General features: G+C 68.2%; 22 protein-coding genes and 5 pseudogenes. 17 read left to right on the top strand and 10 right to left on the bottom strand.

Features of this window, described 5'->3' with window-relative positions:
• The first annotated feature begins 211 nt into the window (after positions 1-211).
• Positions 212-865 carry a hypothetical protein gene (locus ACGFNK_RS44030; protein WP_393426487.1) on the top strand — a complete coding sequence of 218 codons (654 nt, stop codon included), beginning with the start codon at positions 212-214 and terminating at the stop codon, positions 863-865.
• Positions 866-984: 119 nt separating this feature from the next.
• Here the strand turns inward: ACGFNK_RS44030 and ACGFNK_RS44025 are convergent, their stop codons facing one another.
• Together ACGFNK_RS44025 and ACGFNK_RS44020 are read right to left on the bottom strand one after the other, a co-directional pair.
• Entirely contained in the window at positions 985-1,476 is a 492-nt protein-coding gene (locus tag ACGFNK_RS44025) for an AAA family ATPase (RefSeq protein WP_393426484.1), read from the bottom strand.
• Positions 1,374-1,760, bottom strand: coding sequence for a hypothetical protein (locus ACGFNK_RS44020; protein ID WP_393426481.1), 387 nt, complete (start codon positions 1,758-1,760; stop codon positions 1,374-1,376). The genes ACGFNK_RS44025 and ACGFNK_RS44020 overlap by 103 nt, the downstream gene beginning before the upstream one ends.
• Before the next feature lie 153 nt (positions 1,761-1,913).
• Here ACGFNK_RS44020 and ACGFNK_RS44015 point away from each other — a divergent pair, with 153 nt between their 5' ends.
• From ACGFNK_RS44015 to ACGFNK_RS44000, 4 genes and pseudogenes are all read left to right on the top strand, one after another.
• Entirely contained in the window at positions 1,914-2,231 is a 318-nt protein-coding gene (locus tag ACGFNK_RS44015) for a hypothetical protein (protein ID WP_393426478.1), read from the top strand.
• Positions 2,232-2,251: 20 nt separating this feature from the next.
• Positions 2,252-4,033, top strand: a complete 1,782-nt coding sequence (locus tag ACGFNK_RS44010) for an ATP/GTP-binding protein (protein WP_393426475.1) — start codon at positions 2,252-2,254, stop codon at positions 4,031-4,033.
• Positions 4,024-4,938, top strand: a complete 915-nt coding sequence (locus tag ACGFNK_RS44005) for a replication-relaxation family protein (RefSeq protein WP_393426472.1) — start codon at positions 4,024-4,026, stop codon at positions 4,936-4,938. Before ACGFNK_RS44010 ends, ACGFNK_RS44005 begins: the two co-directional genes overlap by 10 nt.
• A gap of 117 nt (positions 4,939-5,055) precedes the next feature.
• A pseudogene (locus tag ACGFNK_RS44000) lies at positions 5,056-5,478 on the top strand (transposase); the annotation flags it as partial.
• A 12-nt stretch (positions 5,479-5,490) separates the two neighbouring features.
• Here the strand turns inward: ACGFNK_RS44000 and ACGFNK_RS43995 are convergent.
• Complete coding sequence (locus ACGFNK_RS43995) at positions 5,491-6,348, bottom strand: alpha/beta fold hydrolase (protein ID WP_393426469.1); 858 nt, start codon at positions 6,346-6,348, stop codon at positions 5,491-5,493.
• A gap of 100 nt (positions 6,349-6,448) precedes the next feature.
• On the opposite strand from ACGFNK_RS43995, the gene ACGFNK_RS43990 reads away from it, so the two are divergent.
• From ACGFNK_RS43990 to ACGFNK_RS43980, 3 genes are all read left to right on the top strand, one after another.
• The gene (locus tag ACGFNK_RS43990; RefSeq protein ID WP_393426466.1) at positions 6,449-6,859 is read left to right on the top strand and encodes a winged helix-turn-helix transcriptional regulator; all 411 of its coding nucleotides are present in this window, start codon (positions 6,449-6,451) and stop codon (positions 6,857-6,859) included.
• Positions 6,860-6,938: 79 nt separating this feature from the next.
• Entirely contained in the window at positions 6,939-7,094 is a 156-nt protein-coding gene (locus ACGFNK_RS43985) for a hypothetical protein (RefSeq protein ID WP_393426463.1), read from the top strand.
• A 38-nt stretch (positions 7,095-7,132) separates the two neighbouring features.
• Positions 7,133-7,947, top strand: a protein-coding gene (locus ACGFNK_RS43980; protein WP_393426572.1) for an IS5 family transposase whose coding sequence is annotated in 2 segments (ribosomal slippage) — positions 7,133-7,475 and positions 7,475-7,947 — 816 coding nt in all. Because the reading frame shifts where the segments join, the coding sequence is not laid out codon by codon here.
• A 210-nt stretch (positions 7,948-8,157) separates the two neighbouring features.
• Here the strand turns inward: ACGFNK_RS43980 and ACGFNK_RS43975 are convergent.
• The gene (locus ACGFNK_RS43975; RefSeq protein WP_393426460.1) at positions 8,158-9,468 is read right to left on the bottom strand and encodes a lipase family protein; all 1,311 of its coding nucleotides are present in this window, start codon (positions 9,466-9,468) and stop codon (positions 8,158-8,160) included.
• A gap of 835 nt (positions 9,469-10,303) precedes the next feature.
• On the opposite strand from ACGFNK_RS43975, the gene ACGFNK_RS43970 reads away from it, so the two are divergent.
• Both ACGFNK_RS43970 and ACGFNK_RS43965 read left to right on the top strand, forming a co-directional pair.
• A complete protein-coding gene (locus tag ACGFNK_RS43970; protein WP_393426457.1) occupies positions 10,304-10,495 on the top strand; it encodes a hypothetical protein in 192 nt (63 codons plus the stop codon).
• A 277-nt stretch (positions 10,496-10,772) separates the two neighbouring features.
• Positions 10,773-11,105: a transposase gene (locus ACGFNK_RS43965; RefSeq protein WP_393426454.1), complete on the top strand. Its 333-nt coding sequence runs from the start codon at positions 10,773-10,775 to the stop codon at positions 11,103-11,105.
• Positions 11,106-11,120: 15 nt separating this feature from the next.
• Here ACGFNK_RS43965 and ACGFNK_RS43960 read toward each other — a convergent pair whose 3' ends face one another.
• On the bottom strand, positions 11,121-11,750 hold the full coding sequence (locus ACGFNK_RS43960; protein WP_393426451.1) for a maleylpyruvate isomerase family mycothiol-dependent enzyme: 630 nt from the start codon (positions 11,748-11,750) through the stop codon (positions 11,121-11,123).
• 432 nt (positions 11,751-12,182) lie between these two features.
• On the opposite strand from ACGFNK_RS43960, the pseudogene ACGFNK_RS43955 reads away from it, so the two are divergent.
• The 3 genes and pseudogenes from ACGFNK_RS43955 to ACGFNK_RS43945 all read left to right on the top strand — a co-directional run.
• A pseudogene (locus tag ACGFNK_RS43955) lies at positions 12,183-12,944 on the top strand (DUF817 domain-containing protein); the annotation flags it as partial.
• A 645-nt stretch (positions 12,945-13,589) separates the two neighbouring features.
• Complete coding sequence (locus ACGFNK_RS43950) at positions 13,590-14,849, top strand: FG-GAP and VCBS repeat-containing protein (RefSeq protein ID WP_393426448.1); 1,260 nt, start codon at positions 13,590-13,592, stop codon at positions 14,847-14,849.
• Complete coding sequence (locus ACGFNK_RS43945) at positions 14,768-15,316, top strand: FG-GAP repeat protein (protein WP_393426569.1); 549 nt, start codon at positions 14,768-14,770, stop codon at positions 15,314-15,316. The genes ACGFNK_RS43950 and ACGFNK_RS43945 overlap by 82 nt, the downstream gene beginning before the upstream one ends.
• Before the next feature lie 236 nt (positions 15,317-15,552).
• On the opposite strand, the pseudogene ACGFNK_RS43940 reads toward ACGFNK_RS43945, so the two are convergent.
• Positions 15,553-15,763 (bottom strand): annotated as a pseudogene (locus tag ACGFNK_RS43940) (NAD-dependent DNA ligase LigA); the annotation flags it as partial.
• 129 nt (positions 15,764-15,892) lie between these two features.
• Here ACGFNK_RS43940 and ACGFNK_RS43935 point away from each other — a divergent pair.
• Positions 15,893-16,342, top strand: coding sequence for a DUF6336 family protein (locus ACGFNK_RS43935; protein WP_393426445.1), 450 nt, complete (start codon positions 15,893-15,895; stop codon positions 16,340-16,342).
• Between the two features lie 108 nt (positions 16,343-16,450).
• A complete protein-coding gene (locus ACGFNK_RS43930; RefSeq protein WP_393426442.1) occupies positions 16,451-16,903 on the top strand; it encodes a hypothetical protein in 453 nt (150 codons plus the stop codon).
• 638 nt (positions 16,904-17,541) lie between these two features.
• Here ACGFNK_RS43930 and ACGFNK_RS43925 read toward each other — a convergent pair.
• Both ACGFNK_RS43925 and ACGFNK_RS43920 read right to left on the bottom strand, forming a co-directional pair.
• Positions 17,542-18,576: a hypothetical protein gene (locus ACGFNK_RS43925; protein WP_393426439.1), complete on the bottom strand. Its 1,035-nt coding sequence runs from the start codon at positions 18,574-18,576 to the stop codon at positions 17,542-17,544.
• A complete protein-coding gene (locus ACGFNK_RS43920; protein WP_393426436.1) occupies positions 18,569-18,994 on the bottom strand; it encodes a hypothetical protein in 426 nt (141 codons plus the stop codon). The genes ACGFNK_RS43925 and ACGFNK_RS43920 overlap by 8 nt, the downstream gene beginning before the upstream one ends.
• Before the next feature lie 722 nt (positions 18,995-19,716).
• Between ACGFNK_RS43920 and ACGFNK_RS43915 the strand changes: the two genes are divergently transcribed.
• Complete coding sequence (locus tag ACGFNK_RS43915; RefSeq protein WP_393426433.1) at positions 19,717-20,913, top strand: ABC-three component system protein; 1,197 nt, start codon at positions 19,717-19,719, stop codon at positions 20,911-20,913.
• Positions 20,914-21,112: 199 nt separating this feature from the next.
• On the opposite strand, the pseudogene ACGFNK_RS43910 reads toward ACGFNK_RS43915, so the two are convergent.
• Positions 21,113-21,645, bottom strand: a pseudogene (locus ACGFNK_RS43910) (sugar nucleotide-binding protein); the annotation flags it as partial.
• Positions 21,646-21,680: 35 nt separating this feature from the next.
• On the opposite strand from ACGFNK_RS43910, the pseudogene ACGFNK_RS43905 reads away from it, so the two are divergent.
• Positions 21,681-22,802, top strand: a pseudogene (locus ACGFNK_RS43905) (IS630 family transposase).
• A 121-nt stretch (positions 22,803-22,923) separates the two neighbouring features.
• On the opposite strand, the gene ACGFNK_RS43900 reads toward ACGFNK_RS43905, so the two are convergent.
• A complete protein-coding gene (locus ACGFNK_RS43900; protein ID WP_393426430.1) occupies positions 22,924-23,403 on the bottom strand; it encodes a hypothetical protein in 480 nt (159 codons plus the stop codon).
• Positions 23,404-23,881: the final 478 nt, after the last annotated feature.

Here is a 23,881-nt window from a genome sequence, read left to right as displayed (position 1 = left end):
GGTGCATGCATGACAGGGCGGCTGAGCGCAGGACATCGCCCGAGCGGAACAACCGACTCCGCCTGTCCGTACTATCGCTACACGGGGACAGACCGCACCAGGTGTGGCCACCCATGACTCAATCAAGCCCGGCGGACTCACCTCCCAGCCCAGGCGCCCGCTCTGGGGGTTGCTTCAGTCCGCGGCCGCGCCCCGAGGAAAGGCCAGCATCATGCCTGACGCCCAGACCGCCACTACCGAACTGACATCGCAATACACGGCCCAGGTGGCAAGCGACCTTGAGCGCAATGCCAAGGAGCAGGACCGCATCGGCGCGGAAATCGACGCGCTGCAGGAACAACTGCGCGCCCTGCAACACGACCACACCGTGCTGACGAGCATGCAAAAGGCACTTGGCGCCACAGATACCGCCGCGCAGCCTGCCCCCGAAGCGGCGGCGACGCCCTCGGTACCGCGGCAGAAGGCCACCGCGCAGCCCGGTGCGGGCAAGCGGGTAGGGGCGAAGAAGACTGCCGCCGCGCAAGGCGGCGAGGCGGTCAAGAAGCCGGCCGCGAAGAAGCCCGAGGTCGCAGCCAAGACGACGACCGCGAAGGCGAACCAGCCCACCCTCGTCGAGTTGATCCGCCGCCACCTCGCCGATCAGAGCGAACCCCGCTCCGCAGCGGAAATCGCCACCGCACTCGGCCAGGCCCACCCCGACCGCACCATCAAGACCACCGTCGTACGCACCACAGTCGAAGGACTCGTCGCCAAAAGCCACGCCCAACGCACCAAGCAAGGCAGCTCCGTCTACTACACCACCAACACCCCGGAACCGGCCGCAACCGCAACGGCCCCGGCCGAGGAGCACCCCGAGACCAACTGATCACCGGGGCGCCATTACTGGGCATACCAGGACGTGTTGTGTGGCACGGTCGGTTCGGAGCGCATTTCTCCGCTGCGCAGAAGTTCGGGCAGAGTCCCCGGGCAAGAGCAATGCCGGGGTCAGCTACGGATACTGCTGTCGAGGAAGCTGAGGACCATGCGGACCGTGTCGCGGCTGAACCAGGCGGTCTCGGGGTGCTGTTCGAGGATGTCCTGGATGTGGAAGGTGACCTTGGCCCAGTTGCGGAAGTTGCCGTGGCAGGCGGCGTCGTTGACCCACATCAGGTCGTCGGGGGCGACGTTCTGCCACAGAGCGTGATAGGTCGGCATCAGTGCCAGGACTTCGTCGGGGGTGAGCGGCTGGTACTGCTGGTAGATCGGGATGCGGGAGAAGAGACCGGCGCAGCTGCGGATGCGCTGGAGGCAGTTGTCGCCGCCGGCGAGGATGACGGTCAGCTGGGTGCGCTTGTTCTCCCAGAGAGTCTGCAGGTACTCCAGGGAGTTCTTGGTCAGGCCCTGGGCTTCGTCGCAGACCAGGACGCGGTGCTGCTCGGCGAAGGCCTGCAGGATGAGTTGGTCGAGCTCGTCGCCTTTGGGTGGGTCGCCGGGCATCGTAGTGCGCGGAAGAGGGCATTGCGCAGGGTACCGAGCGGGGCTCCCTTGCGGCATTCGAGCCAGAGGGTGTTGTCGGGGGCGAGGTCGCGCAGGCTGGTGTTGACCGCGAAGGTCTTGCCGAGCCCAACCTCGCCGTGAATGCAGAAGAGGGCGCGGGCCTTGATGACGGTGGTCAGGTGGCGTTGGGTCAGACGTGAGGCGGTGGTGGGCAGGTGGCTGGCTCCGGCGAGGCCGAGGTAGTGGTCGTTGGCTGGGGCGGTGGTGTCAATCGTGTGGTTCATCGGTGGGCTCCTCGGGCGGGCTGGGCAGAGGGGCGGGGTTCCAGGAGGTGGTGGGGTCGGGCAGTGGCGGGAGCAGAGGGGCAGTGGAGCCGGGGCAGCTTTCGGCGGGGCTTTGGGTGTTGTTCCAGGTGTCGGTGGGGTCGGGCAGCGGTCGTGGGCGAGTTCGTCCTGGCGGTGGCCGGCGAGGAATGCGGCTGCCTGTTCCTGGGTCATGTCGCTGGCCGGGCGGGGGGTGGTGGCGACGGTGTCGGCCTCGAAGCGTTCCTCGCGCTGGCGCTTCGCCTTGTCCAGGGCGGTACGCAGGCGGTCGGCTTCGCGGTCGGCCGCGCGCCGTACATCACGTCGCTCTTGGGGGCTGGCTTCGTTCTGCAGGACGGCCGGGCCCAGGTAGGTGCCGTCTTTGGCGTCGAAGAGTTCGACGGTGCGTTCCTGGCGCGGCATCCGGCTCACGATCCGGCCGGCGGCTGGTGATGCCGCCGGTGCCCCGCCGGGTGGAGCCAGCCGAGGCGCTCGGCAAGCTCGCCGAGGACGACCACCTGGTCAGGGTCCAGCTGCTCGTGATGTGCGCCTCGAACACCGAGGGCCGCGCCCAGGCCCGGCTCGCCCAACTCCAGGCCGCGTTCGATGTGTTCGGCGGCCGGTCCCGGTGGGCGATGCGCGGATGGCGGCTGGGACCGTGGCGGATCGGCGCCGACCACTGGCCCACCCGGCGCGGCTTCGAGCGCCGCTGGCAATTGGGGCACTGTCAGCCGCCCCGCGCGAACTGGGTCAGATTGGAAGAGATCACCGGCCTGCTCAAGCCCCCCACCGTGCACTGCCGTCTGCCGGTGCTCGCCGGTGACCTGCCGACCTTCGCCTTCGGTGAGCCGGAGTTGCTGCTGCAGGGCATCTACCGGGGCCCGGACGGCAGGGAGCGTCTGGTTGCCACCTACGCCGAGGAGACCCTGTTCGAGGTCGGGGTCGGCAAGGCCGGCGGCGGCAAGACGGAACGCGCCCTGGCGCAGGCGATCGGCTGGGCACACGCGGGCGGAGGCCTGGTCTTCGTCGACCCGCACCGCGACTCGTGGCCGCGGGCCGCCACGTTCCTGGCGCACGAGACCCTGATGGAGCGGATCGCGCTGATCGACCTCAACGGTCTCGGCCCCAACCCGCGGGTGAGTTCGTGGAATCCGCTCGGGATGCACCACGGGCAGGCGGCGCACGAGGTCGTCGAGGCGATCGCCGACGCCTACGCCTCCGCACTGGCCTGGGACGACGCGAGTGCCCCGCGTGCGCTCACCATCCTCACCGCCGCACTCACGGTCCTGGTCGCGGTCAACGAGGCGGCCTGCCAGAGTGGCCGGCCCGAAGACCAGGCCACGATCTTCCACGTACGGGCCCTGCTCACCGACGCCAGGTTCCGCACGGCAGCGCTCGCCGCGGTGGCGGACCGGCTGAATGAGGAGACCCGCGCGTGGTGGCAGTCAGTGTTCCCCACCCTGCCGCCCGACGCGTTCGCCGTCGTCCTCAACCCGATCGCCCGCCTGGCCGCCAACCCCCTCACCCGCGCCTTCCTCGGCCAGCCGACCGGCGTCTACAACATCCGCGCGGCGATGGACTCCAAGATGATCGTGTGGGTGTGCCCGGGCGGCCACGGACCCACCGACCGCCTCGTGATGGCACTGCTCGCCCGCGATCTGCTGCGGGCCGCACGCTCCCGCCGCGACACGCCCGAGAACAGGCGGGTGCCGTTCCGCCCCTACTTCGACGAGCTGATCACCCTGACCGGCGCGGCCCCGGAGACCATCGCCGCGATGTTCGAGGACTTCCGCAAGTACCGGTGCCACGTCCACGGCATGACCCAGCTGCTGTCCCGCCTGCCCACCCCGGTGCGGCTGTCCCTGGTGCAGAACGCGTCGACGCTGGCCACCACCGCCGGATCGAAGTCCGCGATCGCGCCCATCACCGCCGAGTGGGGCGATAACCCCAGCCCCGACCGGGTCGCCACCATGGAGCGGTTCGAGCACTACGTCTCCCTGAACGTGCACGGCCGCCGCATCGGGCCCGTCCAGCTGCGCGGCCCCCATCTCGACGACGTCTTCGCCGCCCAGGCCCGCCCGAAGGACCTCCCCGCGCTGGAGCGGGCCGCCCACGCAAACGCCGGGGCGCTCCCGCTGAACCAGCTCACCGACCACGCCGCCCAGCAACTCGGCCGCGTCGCCGCCTTCCTCACCGAACACTCCCCCGCCGCCGCCACCGCCGTCCCCCTGTCGAAGGAAAACGAATGGAACTGACCACCGCCCAGCCCAACGACCATACGACGGCGGGCTTCACACCCAGCCCCGCGGAACCCCTCATCCATCAACTCCTGGCCACCCTCGCCCAACACCGCATGGCCACCACCCATCAACTGCACGTCCTGCTGCGGCCCGACCGCTCCCGCCAGTCGGTCTCCCAGCGGCTGAACCAGCTACTCGGCGAGCACCTGGTCGACTTCGTCGTGCTGCCCCAGTCGCACCGCACCCGGGTCTGGTACCTCACCCCGAAAGGCGCCCGCCTCACCAGGAACTGGCCCGCGCTGCGCGGCCGCCCGCCCTATCCGATCACCTCCACCACGGCCGCCTCACTGAAAACCCCCCACACCCTCACCGTCCTGCGCACCCACCTGGCATTCGTCGCCGATGCCCGCCGCCGCGGCGACGAACACGGCCACCTCGACCGGACCCCCGAGGTGAGCCACTCAATCGGCGACGGCGAGAAGGTCATAGCCGACGCAGTCATGCACTACACCCTCATCAACGGCCAACAACGGCGGAAACTACGAGCGTTCGTCGAAATCGACCGGGCCACCATGAGCAGCGAGCGCCTGGCAGCCAAGCTGATCGAATACGCAAGGCTGTGGTCGTACGAACCACAACCGGCCCGCCGACGCCGCCCACCAGCCGGGCCCGGCTGGCTGCGCTGGTACCCCGTATTCCCCCGGATCCTTTTCATACCGACCGGCGCCGGACGACAGGCAATGAACAACCGCATCAGCGACCTCAAAGCCATGGCCGCCCACCATCCCCTCGTAACCGACCTGGCCCACCAAGCGCCACTGGGAGCAGCCATCCTCAACGACCTCGAAGAACACAGCCCCACCACAGACGTATGGACACCACTGACCGGCAGCACACCCCGCCCCTGGACCAAACTGTGACATCCCCATCCATGCAGCTACCTACCCAACTACCCCATCAACGCGCACCACACGAACAGATGCGGCAGCCCTTCACACCAAACGACACAACAGTGATGCTCACCGTGCACCCGAGGCGATGGATACGGCATTCCGCTGGGCCGTGTCCTGGCCGGTGCCAACCGCCACGATTCTCCGCTACTCGCCCCGACTCTGGACCGTCTGGAGGGCCTCGGCCCATTGCCCGACACCATCACCGTGCACCTCGACGCCGGCTACGACTCGGACACCACCCGCGCTCTGCTCAGCGAACGCGGCGTGCACGGACGCATCGCACACAAGGGGGAGAAGGCGCCCATTCAGGCCAGTCGGCGTTGGCACGTCGAACGCACTCACGCGTGGCAGAACGCCTTTCACCGTCTCGCCCGGTGCTACGAGCGTCGCGTCACTGTCATTGATGCCTTCTTCGACCTCGCCGACACAATCATCACCGTGCGCAGCCTGATCCGCCGGTCCTGGACAACTCACCGCTGGGACGAACGTCCGAGCCGCCGACCATGATCCCGCGTTGGCTCACTTCGGCAGATCGGCGGAGAGGAAGGGAGCAAGGAGCGCGAACAATGCGTCGGGGCGGTCGAGGGGGATGATGTGGCCACAGTCCTGGAGATGGTGTCCGACCAGGTCATCGGCGATGGGACGGAGTTGGCGTTCGAGCCCGGGGCCGACGGGGTGAGAGCCGACGGCCATGGTGGGCATGGTCAGCCGAGCCGTCGCGACGGCGTCCTGGATCTGCTGCGCGCTGGTGGGCAGGGCCCGGTAATAGGAGAACGCGCAACGCAGGGCCTCGCTCCCGGTGAACGCGTGGACGAAGGCCGCCCGGATGTCGTCGGGTACTCCTCGCCCGAGCGTCCCCGAGTCGAGGAACCAGTCGATGTACGGGGCCTCGTTGCCGGCCAGGACGGTCTCGGCAAGGCCGGGGACGGCGTGGAAGCCGAACCACCACGGGGCGCCGCCCGCGATGACGTGTTCTGCTCCGGGCAGGCGGCCGAGCAGTCCCTCCATCACGACCAGGCGCCGGACGAGGCCGGGCCGGCGCAGCGCGAGCAGGACGGCGGGGGCGGTGCCCGCGTCGATACCGACCACCGCTGCGGAGGGCTCGCCGAGTGCGTCGAGCAGCCCTTCGGCGTCGGCGGCGAGGGTGCCTGCGTCGTAACCCTCGACGGCACGTGCACTGGCACCGAAGCCCCGCAGGTCCGGGGCGATGACCCGGTACTGCCCGGCCAGTCGGCCCATGATGCCGCTCCAGAGTTGCCAGGTGTGCGGAAAGCCGTGCAGCAGGAGAACCGCAGGTCCGTCCCCGGCGATTGCGACGTTGAGCTGGACGCCGTTCGTCGCGATGCGACGCAGTCGGTGTGTGGCAGTGGCGGGCATGATGGCTCCTCCGGCTGGTTACCATTGGTGACCACAAAACGATAGGTACCTGTCCGACCGGTGCCTAGACGGCACTTTCAGGGAAGGTGGTGAGCCACAGGTGACCACCCAAGAAGCCCGGACCGCCGGTCGCGGGGTGCGCGGCGATCTGTTCGATCCCCGGTGCCCGACGCGGCAGTTGCTGGACCGCATCGGTACGAAGTGGACGTCCATGGCCGTCAAGGCGCTCGCCAATGCCGCACCGGACGAGGTGCGCTTCGCGGAGCTGAGACGCCGGATGCCCGGCGTCTCGCAGAAGATGCTGTCCGTGACGCTGCGAAGCCTGACCCGCGACGGGCTGGTGTCGCGCCGGGTCGAACCGACCGTGCCGCCGCGGGTCTTCTACCGACTCACCGGACTCGGGCTGTCGCTGGAAGTCGCGCTTGCGGGGCTGCGGACGTGGGCGGAGGAGCACATGGCCGAGATCAACCGCGCCAACGAAGCCGCCGACCAGGAGGTCGATGAGGGGTAGGCAGGCCGGTGACGCGCTGAGCACTGGTGGCTCGGGTACTCGATGTAGCCGGCGTCGCCGCCCTGGTATCACGTAGTAGATGGAGGGGATGTCGCCGGTGCAGTGGCTGGCGACGAAGGAGCTGGTGAAGGACGACGGGGAGATGGTGTTCGAGGACGGCCTCTCCCGGCCCTGCCTGAAGCACTCCAAGATCCTGAAGCTGGCCGTCGAGAGCACCTATCCGCGGTGGTTCTAAGACCGTGTCCTACATGGTCAGTTGGCGTTGTGTTGGGCATGGGGAGTGGACGGTGGGGATGGATCGTTCCGGACGGCTTGTGGGAGTTGGCAAGGCCGTTGCTGCCGCCGGCGCGGGTGCGTCCGCAGGGCGGCGGGGTCGCGAACATCGATGATGAGGCGGTGTTTGCCGCGATCATCTACGTTCTGGTCAGCGGCTGCGCTTGGCGGGCGTTGCCACCGTGCTTCGGAGCGTCGAAGTCGACCGTGCATCGCCGCTTCGCCATCTGGTCTCGCGCCGGAGTATGGGGGCGGCTGCATCAGAAGGTTCTCCAGCTCCTGGACGAGCAGGACCTGGTCGACCTGTCTCGTGCGGTCCTCGATTCAGCCCACGTGAGGGCTAAAAAGGGGGCGAACTTGCAGGTCCGAGCCCCGTGGACCGGGGTAAGCGCGGTTCCAAGATGCATGTCCTGTCCGACGCGAACGGACTGCCCCTACGGGTCGGGCTCTCCGCGGCCAACACCCACGACAGCCTCGCCCTGAAGCCGATGCTGTCCCATTTCCACATGGGACACGAATCCCACGCGGCCGACTCCAAACCCGTGCGCCTTCATGCAGACAAGGCCTACGACATCCCTCACCTGCGACGATGGCTATGGGGCAACCGCATCGGCGTCCGCATCGCCCGCAAGGGCATCGACTCCAGCGAGCGACTCGGCCGACGCAGGTGGGTCATTGAACGCACCATGTCCTGGCTGACCGGCTACCGCCGTCTCAACCACCGTTACGAGCGGAAACCAGGCAACTACCTGGCCTTTCTCGGGCTGGCATCCGCCCTCTGCTGCTACAGGCGGTTCCTCAAACTGACCATGTAGGACACGGTCTTAATACACCAGATGCTGATGTGCGACTTCAACTCGGACCCGGACGTGGAGGCGGACACGGAGCCCGCGTCCCCGGCGCCGGCGACCGGGCCCGCGAACCCCGCACCGGTCCTCGTGGGTAGCTGACCCCTGAAGGTACGAAGGCCCCCGGTCGGTGTGGTTACGTTCCACCCGCCGGGAGCCTTGTACGTCACCTCCTGCTCAGCAGTTGGAGGGAGCGGGCCGGCCCGCGAATCGGTCCGCGATCCAGCTCAGGTACTGCTGCTGGGCGACGATGGGGATCGTCAGGTGCGTCGCACCCTCGTACTTCGTGTACTGGACCGGCTGGTCGAAAGTGCAGGCCCGCCTGACGTACTCGGTGGTCGAGTTCGGGTTAATGACGGTGTCCGCCGTCCCCTGCATCACGAGAATCGGAACGAGCGAGGGGGCCAGGCCCGCTGTGTTCTCGCGGAAGCGCTGGTGCCATGCGGCCGGCACCTCCGACAGCGGCTTGAACAGCGTGTCGAGCTGCCCGGCGTTCCCCACGTTCTCCTGGATCACGTCGGCGAAGTGCTCGATGCACTGCACGTCGAGGCCCTCGAGCGCGTCCAGGCCGGCCGGCTGCAGCACGTCCTCGGCCCTCAGCTCGGGGTAGGCCGCGAGGAAGCCGCGGTAGACGTTGATCCGCAGCGCCGCATTGTGGGAGGGCGAGGTGGGGGAGGTCGGCCCAGGCAGGACCAGGCCCTCGAAGTCCGGCCCGAGGTTGGCGGCGGGCGCCAGTGCCGCGACGCCGACGAGGTCGATCTCCGGCGTGTACGAGCGGTAGTTCTGGCCGATGAACAGCGCCGCACCGCCGCCCTGCGACCAGCCCAGGACGGCCGTCTTGCGGTTCGCGTGGGTGTCGGTGATCTGACGGGCCGCCCGCACCGAGTCCAGGGTGTTGTTCGTCTCTGTGACGGCGACCGTGTACTGGTGCACGCCCGGGGTGCCCAGACCCTGGTAGTCGGTGGCGACTACGACGTTGCCGGAATCGAGGAACTCAGTCAGTGCCGGCACGCCGACGTCGATGCCGAACGGGCTTTCGTAGCTGTAGTAGTTCAGCAGGTCGACCGCCGGGTTCGGCACGGCGGACGGCGAGCACATCCGCGCTCCGCCCACGGTGCCGTGCGCCCAGGCCACGACGTTGCGGCCGTTGCCGGGCGCGGGGGCGTCGGGCCAGGCCACGATGCCCGAGACGGCCACCGGCGTACCGTTCTGAAGCTTCGACAGGTACAGGATCCGGCAGGCCCGCGCACCGTCGGGAGCATCAACGCGGCGAGCCCAGATCAGGTCCCCGTGCTCGCCCTCGGGCAGCGGCGACGGCGGATCGTAGAACTTCTCGCCCTCCGGCCCGACTGGTACGCCCGGGGCGCACAGCCCCTTGCCGCCCTTGCCTCCGTCCGGGTTCGTATCCGCGGCAGCGGTCGTGCCGCAACCCAGCGCGAGGATCGCGGCCACACCGGCCGCGATGATCGCCGAAAGCCGTCGTCTCATCCCATCGTCCCTTCACTCGGTGCCGGACGAGACATTAGGAAGAAAGGGAATGATTGTCACTAACTGTGGCATCTCACTCACCCTATGTGTGCAGCGGACTGATGCGACTGCGCTCCTGGGCTTACGACGCGCCCGCCCTCGTGGCTGCGTACGCCGACCGGTGCACGTCTGGTGAACTGGGAAGACCCCGAACAAGTTCGAGCGCGTTCGATGCCCGGGCGTTAAACGGCAAGTTGAGTGCCTGTTTTCGATCCCGGTTTGAGTAGCAACGCTCTCGCGACCATCTTGACCCGCTGGCCATGAGCGGTTCCGCCCGCTGGTCGTGAATCCGTAGTGGTTTGGTCTCCTGCGGTCGTGTTGCTTGCTGCGGTGAACAATGTGGTCTTCCCTCGCCCAGGCACGCCGCCTTCTCCAGGTCCGTACTGAGCGGCTGTCCCCGTCAGGTCGTCCTCCTGGCGTTCCGCCGTCGAGTCTCCGGCCTCGGTCCGCGTTCGCCACTCACCCCCTTGCCCTTGATCTCCTGAATAACCACTCGACCCTGAGACGCGCATCGTACATGCGCGGCGCGAAAAGGCTAGTGGCTTCATAATGCATCAAATCTGTTATTGTGGATGGTTTTTGCGCCGCGCGAAAAAGGCCCGTTGCGCTCGGCGCAAAATAGCGCGCAGGCATGGGTCGTGAACTGCATAATTGCGTCTCGCGGAATTCCGCAGAGGTGGCCTCCATTGCGGAATGCGTAAAAAGTTGACATGCGCAGGCGGCTCCAATTGACTTCCGCCTCGTTCTTAACGCAAAGGCATTCACGAGGGGATGCCGAGAAATTTCGGGGTAAGGCATGCATATACGCAGAGCCGTAACCGCCCTGTCGCTGACCGCCGCCGCCGCGGGCCCTGGCTTGACCACTGCCGCCGGTACGGCGCAGGCCGCCGCGAAGGGCAAGGTCGGCTGGATCAGGGATGACCTCCTCCACACCTCGGCTGAAGACATCCACGCCTGGATCCCGGAGGACACGTCATGCCACCGCTGATCAGGAACCCATATGCCCGCGCCGGCGCCATCGTAGGGGCTCTGGGTCTCGCTCTCACCGCCGGTCTGTCCGCCACGCCCGCCTCTGCGGATAGCTCTGGCCGTGTTTTCTCCCGCGGTGGCGGCGCTGAGGGCTGGTACTACTACGGCAGCGAGCGGGTCTAGTCCTGTGACATCAAGCGGGACGGCTACAGCGCGCTCACCCAGGTCTATGGCTACGGCGGCCGACTCCTCGTCAGCGTCAAGGATCAGCGAGCCCAGACCTGGGTGATCTGAGGGTGCGTGAGGCGAAGGCGCCAGAGCAGCTCGCGGCTGACTCCGCCTACGCCGGCCGACTCGTCACCCGGGCCGAGGACTTCCTCCACATCACCCTCAAAACCGTCTCCCGCCCCAAGGGCGCCAAAGGGTTCGTCGTCCTCCCGCGTCGCTGGCGTATCGAACGCACGCTGGGCTGGATTATGAACGCCCGCCGCAACGCGAGGGATTATGAACGCCTCCCGCAGCATTCCGAGGCTCACCTGAACTGGTCACTCTCGCTGATGACCAAGCGCCTCACCCGCAAAGGCACCCGAACCGACAGCTGGGGCAAGAAGTCCCAGCCCGCGAGCTGAACCCGCACTGCAGCGTCACCGGCACGGTGTCACGAGCGCGGCGATTCCCGGCCCGTCAAGATCCTCCAGCGCCACCCGTCGCCCGGAGACGACCAGCAGCAAGGAAAGCGCGGGTCCCCTGACTTCCGGACCGTCTCCGATGGACAGGTCGGTGTCCACTGCCGTGAGCCGGACACGGGCTGTCAGCTCCTTGGCGCCGCCGAAAGACGCAGGAGTACGAGCCTGCAGGCGCAGCGATCGGGCGACAGCCTCCGGCGGGTAGGAGCGGGTGAGGGCCAACGGCCTGCGGATGTCCTCACCGTGGACGACCTCCTCGACGAGCCGGCTGTCCAGGGGCGCCGGAGGGGTCGACCTCCGCGACGCCACCTGACGAAGCCACTGCAACGTCTCCTGCGGTGAGGCACCACGCTCGCGTTCCACACCGCGTGCGTTCTGACGGTCGAAGTCGAACCGCTCCCGGACAAGGCCGACCACGAAACCAAGGCGTGTCGTCCGAGCCGTGTCGACCAGATGGGCGGCCACGTCATGCACGGTCCACCCCTCACAGAGCGACGGCTGCCCCCACCGCTCGTCATCAAGGTGCGCGAGGTCATCGATCAGCGCCGCACGCTCCGCATGCACCATCGGCCAGACATCGTTGTTCATTGGCTTCTCCTTCACTCAACCACAGCGTTCGCCCCCGTAGGACTCCCGGCACCGCGGGAACTCATCGCTCGGTGAGCGTGACCGGGACCACCCAGAACCTCGCGCTTCTCGCGCTTGAACCGCCAGTTGGGCCTCGGCGACGAAGTGGGAGAGTTTCGGTCTTCCAGTCCCGCCGTGGCCGAGGGACTGGGCTTCCGCCCCTGTCAACAGGCGACGCTGCCGCTCGTCGAGGTGCGGCAGAGTCGCCCGAACTTGGCTGCCAGCACGGCCCGTTGCCCTTCCAACCTGCTCATGCCGGGCCAACGAGCCACCGAGCGGAAAGCCATGAGCTAATGATCTACACGCCCTTTGGTGGGGAGATATGGAGGGCAGAAGGTGCAGGAAAGGTAAAGGGTCACAACCCTTCTCGCTACCAGACCGCTCTAGCTGAACATGCACACGATCATGTACGGCGCCGGAATGATCAGCCGGCAGATGGTCCGGTTCGCGTGGTTACAGGCGCGCTGCTGCGCGTTCGCGGTTGCGCTGTTGGGCGGGATGGCGGCCTCGAAACTGCTCCCGCCGCTGCCGGTGGCGCGCTATGACCTGCTGGTGGCGTACGGGGTGCTGCTCACCGCCGTGGGCTTTCTGCTGGGGTGGGAGACCCGGCGGGAGGTGGGGGTCGTGGCCGTCTGCCACATCCTGGGACTCGCGTTCGAAGTGGTGAAGGTGCACGCGGGCTCGTGGAGCTATCCCGAGCCGGGACTGGCCAAGATCGCCGGTGTGCCGCTGTATGGCGGGTTCCTGTATGCCGCGGTCGGCAGCTACGTCTGCCGGTCCTGGCGGCTGCTCGATCTGACGCTGAGCGGCTACCGGGCTCGCAGTACCGCCGTGCTGGCCGTCGGTCTGTACGTCAACTTCCTCAGTCATCACTGGCTGCCGGACCTGCGCTGGCTGCTCGGTGGGCTGCTGCTGGTCGTGACGACAGGGACGTGGGTGTCCTACACGATCGGTGCACGGCGGCACCGGATGCCACTGGCGCTGTCCTTCGCCCTGATCGGTTTCTTCCTGTGGCTGGCCGAGAACGTCGCCACCTATCTCGGGGCCTGGAGGTACCCGTCCCAGCTTCATGGCTGGGAGCCGGTCTCGGTGTCCAAGTGGGTTTCCTGGGCCTTGCTGATCAGCGTCACGTTCGTCATCTGCGAGGTCGGTCGGGACGCCCCCAGGTCGAAAGAGTGCCCGCACAGACGGAGTCAGTCCAGCGGACGGCCCTCGTGCGTCAGCGTTGTCCAGCGGGTCCGCCGGAACGGAGCTTCGTCTAACTCAATGGCTGAAAGGAGGTCCTTTGGCGGTGGCCGGGCGAATGGCCTGGTGACCCTCTTCAAGGGGACGCCTGCCGTCCTCGGCGGGATCTCAGGCAGCCTCTGCCATGACCACCGGATACGCGCCGGGCGCCACTCGTGTCGAGGACCCCGAGCGGGTCAACAACACGGCCCCCGTCCAGGTAGCGGAGAACGGCAGCTTCTCCTGTGCTCTGCCCAAGGATCACGGCGGCGGCGTTGGCGGCTGGGCCGTCGGCGCGGAGTCCTGGCCATCGTCGGCTCAGTGCTACTCGTTGTCAGGTACCGGCGCAGGAAAATCCCCTTCCGGTCCAGCGAAAACGGCCTGATGGCTCACCCGCTTTGAACGTGATCCGTGACCCACGTCGGACATCAAGCCCGGAGCATGGTCATGGACCCGAACTGCGGCTACTTCACGGCCGAGAAAGCACCCGTCGATGTCACCAAGGCCCTTCGAGACCTGCTCATCCGATGAAGACCTTACGGATGCCGTCCCGGTGGCGCGGCCACCAACGAGGATATGACCATGTTTCCCGGAAATTCACGCCGAGTACTCGCCGTCGTCGCGCTGGCCGCGCTCGTGGCCGTTCCCCTGGCCTGCGACTCGCCGCCGGGAACGGCGAAGCCGGGAAAGGCGAAGCAGGAGGTCCCCGACTTCAACGGTGACGGCTACGCCGACCTCGCGGCTCCCGGCACGCTCAGCACGGTGGACGGCGTCCAACGGGCGGGCGCCGTCTCCGTGGTGTACGGCTCGCGGTCCGGGCTCGACACCGAGCACACCCAGGTGGTCAGCCGGGCCACCAAGGGGGCCCTCGGCCGGCTCGCGGCCCGCGGAACCGGGTTCGGAGACAGCCCGGTCGCGCGCGACCTCGACGGCGACGGCTTCACCGACCTGGCGGTGACGGTGAGCACCGACGCCGACGACCATCACGGGACGGTCGTGCTGTGGGGGTCGTCCGCGGGCCTGTCCGGCGGTACGACGCTGCCGGGCGGCTGGGGTCTGCACGGCGGCGACTTCGACGGGGACGGCCGGGCCGACCTGCTGCTCGACAGCTACTACGGGGGCCGCCGACTGGACGGCGACGGGCCGACCGTCCTGTACGGTCCGCTCTCCCGCGACGGGAAGGCGCGGCGGAAGGACTCTCTCGGCACAGACTGGGGCGACGACATCGTCCCGCGCGGGATCCTTGTGGGGGACCTGACCGGCGACGGCCGGGACGACCTCGTCACGAGCCAGGGTGTCGAGGAGATGCAGGAGCGGGGCCGCTTCTTCAGGGGCGATGAAGACGGCCTGGAACAACAGACCAGCGACGACATCAACTCGTACAGCTCGAACGGGGTGATCGCCGACTTCGACGGGGACGGGTACAGCGATCTCGTCGTCCGCGACGTCGGCATGGTCTCGGAGGACAGCCACGACCGGCCGGGCGAACTCCGCGTCTTCCGCGGCTCGGATGACGGCCCCGGCTCCCGCGCACAACGGATCACCCTCAAAACGCTGGACCTGACCGGCACCGACGAGCAGAGCGGGGGCGACGGGTTCGGCGATGTCCTCGCGGCGGCCGACGTCAACGGCGACGGCTACGCGGACCTCGCGGTCGGCCTCCCCGGCGAGGACACCGGCCAGGTCTCCGACACGGGCGCGGTCGTCCTGCTCCTGGGCGGCAAGAAGGGCCTCACCCGCACCGGCGTCCGGTCATCACCCAGGACACTCCTGGCGTCCCGGGCAGGGGCGAGCAGGGCGACGGCTTCGGCTCGGCGCTGCGGACGGGGGACCTGAACCACGACGGCCAGCCCGACCTGGCCGTGGGTGCCCCCGGCGAGAACGGCACGGTGCAGAAGTCGGGTGCCGTCTGGATTCTGAACGGCACGGCGAAGGGCCTCTCGACCGCGAACGTCACCTCGTTCGGCCCCGCCGCCCTGGGTGCGCCCGAAAAGGGCTACGACGGGACCGACCTCGAGGTGAAGGGGACGGGCTTCGGCGGGAACTTCACGGCCAGCGAGGACGACTGCGTGGCCGTCGACACGGCCCCCGCCCAGGAAGGGGAGAACGGCGGCTTCTCCTGCGCCCTGCCCGAAAGCTCAGACATGAGCCGCTGGGCCGTCTCCGCCGGAATCATGGCCGCCGTCGGCTCATTGCTGCTCATTGTCAGGTATCGGCGCAGCAAAGCGCCCCACTCTGGTCCAGTGAAAAGGCCCTGGTGGGCGCGCTTCGAACGTGAGCCGCAACCCCCTATCAGTCAATGAACAGCGGCCGCCGCCCATGATCCTCTGGCTCGCCGGGTGCAGTGGGAGGTCGAGGCGCTCGACCCGACCAAGCTTCAGCGCCTGGTCCTCGCCGCGATCGTCCCGTACATCGACAACGCCGTACTCGCCGACCGCATCGCGGAGGAAGAACGGCAACGAAGGCGACTCAGGGCATTCACCGAAGGGTGGGCGGAGCCCAGCCGTTCGCCGAACGGTAACCGTGACGGTTCCGGTGTCTTGGGCAGGCCCTCGATGGTGCCTATCGCGTGCGAGACGTCCTCCCCGCCGTCCCGTCCCCTCCGGGCTATCAGCCGCGTGAGGCGGCCGCAGGTATAGCGGGCGGCGATCGCGAGACCGTCCAGCTTCGGCTCCACGCTCCACTGAGCCACCTTCGTGGCCGACGCGCCGGGCCAAAGACGCCATCCACGCCGTGAACTCCTCCGCAGAGTGGCCGGCCTGGCACGGTGTGGCGCCACGTGGTCATTGTTCGAGGGCTTTTGCCCTCAGCTTGCCGCTGGTGCGGCTGGCCGGAAGATTCGTCCTGCTGACTTTCTACCCCCAGGTAGCCTGCCGCCCATGACGCGTACACAGCGCACCGGAGCAGTACCGACCCCACAACGGGCCACGGACGAGGATGGCGTACGCCTGCCACGGCTGCGCTTCAAGGACGTCGTGGTGCGAGGAGCAGCGCAGGGTATCGCCGCCGTCGCCCTGCTCTTTATCGGCACACTCTTCGTCGCCGACCATCATGACCGCGAGACGTTCCTTGCCGTGGTGGCAGGGTTCTCCATGGTCCTCGCCGGGATAGGGATCGTGGTCGGAGTCTGCTTCTGGACGGCGTGCTCGGGTGACATCAGACGCTTGCGGGACTGGGGCACCATCACCAGCCAGTCCGAAAGCGCCACCATCGTGGCGCCGGTTTTCGTACGGGCGGGAGTCCTCGCCCTTGTGCTCTTCCCCGGCGCGCTCGGGCTCTACCACCTGGTCGACAACGCCGCGTACGACAGCTGGCTGTACGGGAGTTGAACACGCAGGTCGCCACGCTGTTGGCGCGACCTGGACGACGACGTGCAGGACGAGGAGGCGTCCGCGCGGCGGTTTCGCCTGGGCCTGCTACGCGATGCACTGACTGTCGTGGAGACCGGGGACCGGCCCGAGGTGGGCATCGCCTACTCCACGGCCTACGACGCGATCATCCCACCCGTGGACCTCGACCGGATCACCACGCTGGACGGCGCGGGCGCCCTCGTGGCGGGCGAAACCGCGCTGGACCGCCCCGCCCACAACCAGGCCGACGAGTACAAGTTCGCGACGTACATGTACGACCTGTTCGAGGACGCCGCAGCCCTGGAGGCCAGCCTGCAGGAGGCCCGCCGCCGTTGCTCGGCAGGCGATCCGGCGGAGGCCCTGGTCCTGGGCCGCGACCTGCACTGGGCCTCGGGCGGTGACCCGGCCCGCGAGACACTCGCCAACGAACTCCTCGTGATGGCCTACCGCGCGCTGAACCGCCCCTCACTGGCGGAGATAGCCGGTGCACACCACCGGCACCGTTCCTTGCCGCGGGTCAACGTCCTGGAGACGACGTAGCAGCCGCACGAACGGGGCAGCCTTGATCTTGCCGTAGCCGGTCTCCCGCAACGAAGGGGCGCAAGGCGCCAGTTCCGCCGTGTGGAAAGGTGTACGGCCTCTACAGTTCGGGCAAACAGGGGCGCGAGGAGGCCGAAGCCACGGCCAATTTCCGAGCCAGGCCGGCGCGATCGCCCCTCTGGGTCCATGAGTATCGCCTTACCCACGCGTCGCCCGACCTTCCCGCAAGAAGCCGTCGGCATGCCTTCGGTAGGCAGACCCGCCAGCCCCCTCAAACACCCCGCCCGGGCGCCTACGTCCCGCAGGGTCCCCGCGAGGCCAGCGCTCCTCAAGGGAGTGGGTCTGACAATGAACTCGGTGGGTTGAGCGGCGAGTTCACGGGGAGGGCTATGCCCTGCCCGGTATACGCACCACCGCTGCCCGATGCGGACCTCATCGCCGAGCTGGATGATCCCTGGGGGCCTGGCCACATTCGGCCAAGCCTTGAGGGGAGCGAACCGACGTCCTCTTCGACTTCGGCCTAGGCCGCCGAGCCGCACCTTATCCAGCTGGCAGCCCCACTGCCCGCCCAGGCCGCCGGGCGATCGTTTGCGAGACGAGGGACGCGGTGCTGACGGCGAGTCGCCGTGACGGTCGTGTCATTGCGGATCGCAGGTGGGCTCCGCCCGGTAGGGGTCGAGGGCGGCCGCACGTTCGTGGTAAGGGATGCGGGACAGGCGCGAGACCATCGCCCACATGTCACGCTCCGCGGCGAGGGTGCGGGGGAGGGCGAGGCCGAGGGAGTCGGCGAGGGGTTTGCGGCCGGTGTTGACCAGGGCGCGCACGGCCGCTGCCCATTCGTCGGTGGCGGTGACTGCCGAGCGGTACCAGACGGGGACGAGGGCGGCGAGTACGGCAACCGTGCTCAGGGTGAGCGGGGTGTCCGGCTGGCCGGCGGCCAGAGCGAGTGCGGCCAGGGCGCACACCACGACGTGGCCGAAGAGCAGAGCGACAAAGAAGTCGACACTAGTGCGGGCGATCTCGACCTGACGGCGGACTTGATCGGGCACACAGCCGGTCAGCTCGTTCCACAGGAGCTGGGTGTCGAGGCGGTACCGGTCCCAGCCGTACTCCTCGAAGCGGCGGATCGCGTTGCCGAGCCGCGTCGGTGTGATCTGGTCGTCGGCGATGGGAAAGCGAGCCAGGCGCTCCTGGAGCAGCGCGCGTTGCGCGGCCGTACGGCGGCGGTCCCGGGCGGCGACGCGGGCGATCCGCGGCTGGGCCAGAAGCTGGGCGAGCTGCTCGCTCGCCTCCGGTTGAGGGGCGCCCTCTTCGCGTTGGCGGCGTTCCAGGCGGAGCACCGTCAGCCGGTCGGCGAGGTTGGCCTTGTGCCGGCGACTGCGGCGACAGCCCGCCTCGTAGGCGCTGGCCGGCCACAGGAGGTAGCCCTCCAGGAGGCGGTAGAGCGAGTTCTGGCAGGCGTTGGCGACGAGCCCGAGGAGGAGGGCGCCGGTCAACAGGGCCAGGCCGCTGGAGGTGGAGCCGGCAGACCGCAGCCGGTCGAACGGGCCGAGGCCCCGGAGGCTGGGAGCGACGGCCAGGAGGAAGACGGCCAGATTGAGGGCGGTGGGCAGAATCCAGCCCACCAGAAGGGTCCAGGCTCCGCCCAACGCCCCTTTGGCGATGTCACCCATCGGTTTCGGGCCACTCGTCGTCGTCCGATCCGGGGCTCGGGCCGGGCGGGGTGTGGCCGGCGGGGGGAGCCGACCTGGGGGCGTCGTGTGATCCGGGGCCCGGGGCGGGTGGCCTGGGGCGGGTGGAGTCCGTCCAGGGCGAGGAGTCGAGCAATGTGGCGAGGGCCTGCGCCAAGGCGCTCGTCGAGGCCGAAACGCCGAGGAGCGCTTGCTCTGCCACGAGCTCCTCGCGCAGCCTGAGGAGGCGGTCGAGCGAAGCCGCACCGGTGCGGGAGACCTCCCCTTCGGTTTCGGCCAGCGCCGCGACGAGCGCCATGAGGCCGTCGGTCGCCCTGAGCCTGCTGAGATCGGCCCGCAGTTCCCGGATCGCAGCGAGGAGTTCGAGCGCGGCCGGGTTCCGGGGGTCCGCGCTGACCACGAAAGACGCAGACGCATGACCGCCGAACGCGATGCTGCCGCCCGATAGGTCTCCGATCTGAATTGAGGACCGGTTCTCTTCCGATCCGTCCCCCTCAGAGCTGTCGCGCTCTCCGGATCCGCCCTCCGGACGCTCCCCCTCGGATGACATCAAGGCTCCCCGTGCTCAATGAATCTGTTCAACCGTCCACGCCATGGCTCTGGTGGAACTGGATCCAATCGCACGGGCAGCCACTCGGGCAACAGGACGCGACACTCGCCAGCGGACGGCGCGTCAGTCCCCCGATGCGCTGCCGGTCAGTGCAGAGAGCACGATGAGGTATCCACTGACCGTCAGACCCCGCAGGACTGACCGTCGCGGTCCATTTAGGGGCATCACACCTCCAGGGCACCGTCCTCATCCACCCGGTTCTGGCCGGCTACGAGTCACTCGCCCACATGCTTACCCACCTGCACGACCCGAGCACCTTTGTGTGGCCACTGAACTTCCCCACCGGAGACATCCGGCCGCCGCGCAGCAGGGACGCACGCACCGATACCCGCTTCGACCCTGACCCTGACGGCGGCGAGGACGTCCCGGCACCAGAGACTCGGCCTGCACTCCGCAGGCCTGTCTGAACGGGCCTCCACCGCCCAGGCCGGGACCGCTGCCGCGCAGGCTTTCGGACGTCCACTGCGTGCAAGCGGCTAGACACAGTGCGTGGTACGTGAGGAAACTGGATCATGGCCTCTCAGGTATCTCACGACGCGTCAGCCTCCGCTCTGGGCTATCTGTACCAGGCGAAGTGGGCGCTGTTGGAGTTGTTGCGTGGGTCGTCCGAACGGCCCGACGGAGCGATCAGCCTCGAGTTGCACGACGACGTAGCGTGGGAGGTGGCTGACCGTCCTGTTGACCTGCTGCAGACCAAGCTCCACCAACGATCGAGCCGTACGCTGGGCGACCGGGATGACGATCTGTGGCGCACGATCCGGTCGTGGATGGACACCCATGACCCCGGTGATGCAGAGGGGCCGTGGCTGACATTGGTCACCACCCAACGCGCGCGCGACGGTTCGGCAGCGCTGCGCAGCGAGAGCCGAGAGCCTGGTGTGGCTCCGCGACGGCTTGAGACGGCGGCGGAGTCGAAGTCGAAGGAGACCGCTGAGGCGCGGGCGCGCTTTCTCGCCCTGTCGGCAGGTGAGCGCGCGACGTTCGTGCAGCGCATGCGCGTCATCGACGGCACGCTCGGCATCGATGACCTCGACCAGGCTGTGCGCAAGTGGCTGCTGTTCGCTCTCCCGTCCGGCGACGGCCCTCAGGCCACGTTCATGGAGCAGCTGTGGGCGTGGTGGTACGACCAGGTCCTCGAAATGCTGCAGAAGCGCCGGACGAGCGTCTCGGTGGGGACGGCGCATCGGCGAGTGGAGCAGATCCGGGACGACTACGCCGCCGACCGGCTTCCCACCCTGGTCGAGCGGAGCGACTGGCAGGCTGCCCAGCGAGAGGGTGTGGACTACAGCGAGCGGTACTTCGTCCATCAGCTGCGATGGGTCAACCTCGGCCGGCCCGAGCTGGAAAAGGCGATGATGGACTACTACCGGGCCTACAACCAGGCAGTGGCCTGGGCCGACAACGACCTGATCGGCTTGGACGAACTGGAGCGCTACCAGGCCGACTTGGTTGACGAGTGGGAGCGGCACTTTGCCCGCATGGTCCGAAGGCTGCCGGCGGATGCGAGCGAGCAGGACCGGCAGGACGCTGGAGAAGAACTGCTGTGGCAGGTGCTGGACAGCGTCACGGTCAGGATTCGGGATCAGTACGACCAGGTCTTCTTTCACCGCGGCCAGCACCACTGCCTGGCGGATGAAGCCCGCGTGGGATGGCATCCCGAGTTCCTGCAGCGGGTGCAAGCACTGACCGTCGGCGCCGTACATGCCTAGCAGTGCACAGCAGCCGCAGGCCTTCGCCGCGTTCTTGAATCCGGCGCTGGTGGGTGCGGTGCAGGCCACCTCCTGATCCCCATCGGCGGGCGCACGGCCTGGTACTGGTTGAACGACAGCCTCCAGTGGCTGGCCTACCTGCTGATCGCCTTCGGCTGGGCCCGGGCACCTCAACCTGGCCAGCGCGCAGATCGGGGACGCCGTCGTGTGTGCCGGCAGCCAGGGCGTACCCATTCGCTCGTGAACGGATCCGCCGTTCCCGATGATCAATGAGGTGCGTGCGATCGCAGCGGCCGGCGCCAGGAGCCGCACAGCGGTCTCGGCGGCGGCCTTTGCCGCGCCGTACGGGGCGACCGGGTCGGGCAGGCAGGTCTCGTCGTAGTGAACCCGGGAACCGGAGAACACAGCATCGCTGGAGACGTGAACCAGGCGGCAACCGCGTTTCACCGCGGCCATTGCCAGGCGAATCGAGCCGTCGGCAGTGACCGCCCAGTCGCTCTGTCCGCTCGTCGCGTTGATGACGGCACCGGGGGCAACCGCGGCCAGCACCTCGTCGACGTGTCCGGGGGCGCGAAGGTCGGGCTGGTACCACGAGGCTCCGGGAAGATTGCCGGGGCGGGAACAGTACGTCGCGGCCGTCTCCCAGCCCGCAGCCGTCGCCTGGCGCACAAGTTCCGTCCCTAGTGCTGTGACCGCATGGGTTCGCCGGGGTGGTCGTCGTGGCGGTTGGATGTGGGGTGACGTCCGATCCGACTGCTGGAGGCGCGGTGGCCGAGCCTGTTCGTGTGCGCAGACTGACCGACCAGGAGGGGCAGAAGCTGCAGCAGATCGTGCGCCGGGGCAGCACCAACTCGGTGCGCTACCGGCGCGCGATGATGCTGCTGGCCTCGGCCGGCGGGAACCGGGTGCCTGTGATCGCCCAGCTGGTCCAGGCTGATGAGGACACCGTCCGGGATGTGATCCACCGGTTCAACGAGATCGGCCTGGCCTGCTTGGACCCTCAATGGGCGGGAGGCCGTCCCCGCCAACTCAGCGATGACGACGAGGACTTCGTCGTCGCGACGGCCACTACCCGACCGGTCAAGCTCGGCCAGCCCTTCACCCGCTGGTCGTTGCGCAAGCTGGTCTCCTACCTGCGCAGAGTGCACGGTCGGGTGATCCGCATCGGCCGCGAGGCATTACGCGGTCTGCTCGCCCGCCGCGGCATCACCTTCCAGCGCACCAAGACGTGGAAGGAGTCTCCGGATCCTGAGCGCGAGGCGAAGCTGGACCGGATCGAGCACGTCCTTGACCGCTTTGCGGACCGGGTCTTCGCCTTCGACGAGTTCGGACCGCTGGGAATCCGGCCCACCGGCGGCCGCTGCTGGGCCGAACAGACCCGGCCCGACCGGGTGCCGGCGACCTACCACCGCACCCACGGCGTGCGCTACTTCCACGGCTGCTACTCGGTCGGCGACGACACCCTGTGGGGCGTCAATCACCGCAGGAAGGGCACCGAGAACACACTGGCCGCGCTGAAGTCCATCCGCGCCGCACGGCCCGACGGCGCCCCGATCTACGTGATCCTGGACAACCTGTCCGCCCACAAGGGCACCTACATCCGCCGCTGGGCGAAAAAGCACAAGGTCGAGCTGTGCTTCACCCCGACCTACGCCTCCTGGGCCAACCCGATCGAGGCCCACTTCGGACCGCTACGGCAGTTCACCATCGCCAACTCCAACTAGCCCAACCACACCGTGCAGACCCGGGCCCTGCACGCCTACCTCCGCTGGCGCAACGCCAACGCCCGCCACCGGGACGTCCTGGCCGCCGAACGCAAGGAACGCGCCCGCATCCGCAGCGAGAAAGGCATCCGCTGGGGCGGACGCCTCCTCAAAACCGCAGCCTGACAGCCTGCTTCTCAGCCTCCGGCACGGCGATCACAGGCCTTTTGACGAGTGCCAGGCCGACGGCCTGCACTGGTGACTGCTCGCGGTCGGCGCAATTCCTGACATCTTCTCCGGCCGGTGGTCATTCGATCCCGAGGGGTCCGATGCCCAGATCCTCACGCATGCGGCGGCGCATCTCAGCCATGGCCGTGCGGCGCTGTTGGATGAAGGCCCTGTCCTCGGCGGAGCCGACCGCCACCCCGCGGGCATAGGCGTCGCGCATCCGACGCAGGCTGTGAAACGCCTCGTTCCCGGCCGCAACAACGAGCGGCGGGCCCACGAGCCAGAGCTGCTCGCTTGCCGTGTGCAAGCCGGTCCCACGGAAGGCTTCGCGCACCGCCGTATCACGCGCTGACTCGGACATGTGATCGCCCAGGGCGACAGCCCGTATCTCTTCCCCCGCGTCTTTGAGGGCGGAGGCGTACTCGGTGTACACGGCGCGCCGCACTTCCAGAGCGTGTCGTGCTTCCTCGCGCCGCCACCTGTTGCGATCGGCGATCAGGGTGGCGGCGATGCCGATAGCGGCACCTGTCAGCGTGGAGAGCAGAGGCATCCAGTCCATGCGCCGCATGCTGTCTCAACCACTGCTGCGACACCAGCGGCCCTCACGTTCCGGCATGGTGATCACGGGCCTCTTGCCGAGCGCCAGGCCGACGGGCCGCACTGGTGGCTGCTGGCGCTCGGACCACGACGGGCATGCCCGTGATCGTCGACCTGTCCGTGGACAGCCGCTCACTACGGACGCAACGCCGTCTGGGACGTCCTTTACCGAAACGTCCGGGCGAAACGGTGACTTCTGCGCCAGGGGACCACGCGGCTGACCTGCCGCGTTGAAGTTGAAAAGCGGGCACCAACCAACCCGGCGAACCTATGCGGTCACAGCACTAGTGTGATGCGCCAGAAATCCTGAGGGTTACTTGGTACCTTCTTTTCATGGCGCATCGAGGCCCTGCTGCTGTGGAGATCGTTCTTTCCGAGGACGAGCGTGTTGAGCTTGTGCGCCGGGCGGGGATGCCGGACCGGCGCACGGCTGAGCGGGC

The organism is Streptomyces sp. NPDC048825, assembly GCF_043198355.1.
GTDB classification, from domain to species: domain Bacteria; phylum Actinomycetota; class Actinomycetes; order Streptomycetales; family Streptomycetaceae; genus Streptomyces; species Streptomyces xiangluensis.
The sequence above is the reverse complement of the archived record's forward strand: the minus strand, read 5'-3'. Positions and strand labels throughout refer to the sequence as shown.

Bases quoted from the DNA above. Each gene is read 5' to 3' on its own strand.
- ACGFNK_RS44030 (WP_393426487.1), top strand. From the start codon at position 212: ATGCCTGACGCCCAGACCGCCACTACCGAACTGACATCGCAATACACG.
- ACGFNK_RS44025 (WP_393426484.1), bottom strand. From the start codon at position 1,476: ATGCCCGGCGACCCACCCAAAGGCGACGAGCTCGACCAACTCATCCTG.
- ACGFNK_RS44020 (WP_393426481.1), bottom strand. From the start codon at position 1,760: ATGAACCACACGATTGACACCACCGCCCCAGCCAACGACCACTACCTC.
- ACGFNK_RS44005 (WP_393426472.1), top strand. From the start codon at position 4,024: ATGGAACTGACCACCGCCCAGCCCAACGACCATACGACGGCGGGCTTC.
- ACGFNK_RS43995 (WP_393426469.1), bottom strand. From the start codon at position 6,348: ATGCCCGCCACTGCCACACACCGACTGCGTCGCATCGCGACGAACGGC.
- ACGFNK_RS43985 (WP_393426463.1), top strand. From the start codon at position 6,939: ATGGAGGGGATGTCGCCGGTGCAGTGGCTGGCGACGAAGGAGCTGGTG.
- ACGFNK_RS43975 (WP_393426460.1), bottom strand. From the start codon at position 9,468: ATGAGACGACGGCTTTCGGCGATCATCGCGGCCGGTGTGGCCGCGATC.
- ACGFNK_RS43970 (WP_393426457.1), top strand. From the start codon at position 10,304: ATGCATATACGCAGAGCCGTAACCGCCCTGTCGCTGACCGCCGCCGCC.
- ACGFNK_RS43960 (WP_393426451.1), bottom strand. From the start codon at position 11,750: ATGAACAACGATGTCTGGCCGATGGTGCATGCGGAGCGTGCGGCGCTG.
- ACGFNK_RS43950 (WP_393426448.1), top strand. From the start codon at position 13,590: ATGACCATGTTTCCCGGAAATTCACGCCGAGTACTCGCCGTCGTCGCG.
- ACGFNK_RS43935 (WP_393426445.1), top strand. From the start codon at position 15,893: ATGACGCGTACACAGCGCACCGGAGCAGTACCGACCCCACAACGGGCC.
- ACGFNK_RS43925 (WP_393426439.1), bottom strand. From the start codon at position 18,576: ATGGGTGACATCGCCAAAGGGGCGTTGGGCGGAGCCTGGACCCTTCTG.
- ACGFNK_RS43915 (WP_393426433.1), top strand. From the start codon at position 19,717: ATGGCCTCTCAGGTATCTCACGACGCGTCAGCCTCCGCTCTGGGCTAT.
- ACGFNK_RS43900 (WP_393426430.1), bottom strand. From the start codon at position 23,403: ATGGACTGGATGCCTCTGCTCTCCACGCTGACAGGTGCCGCTATCGGC.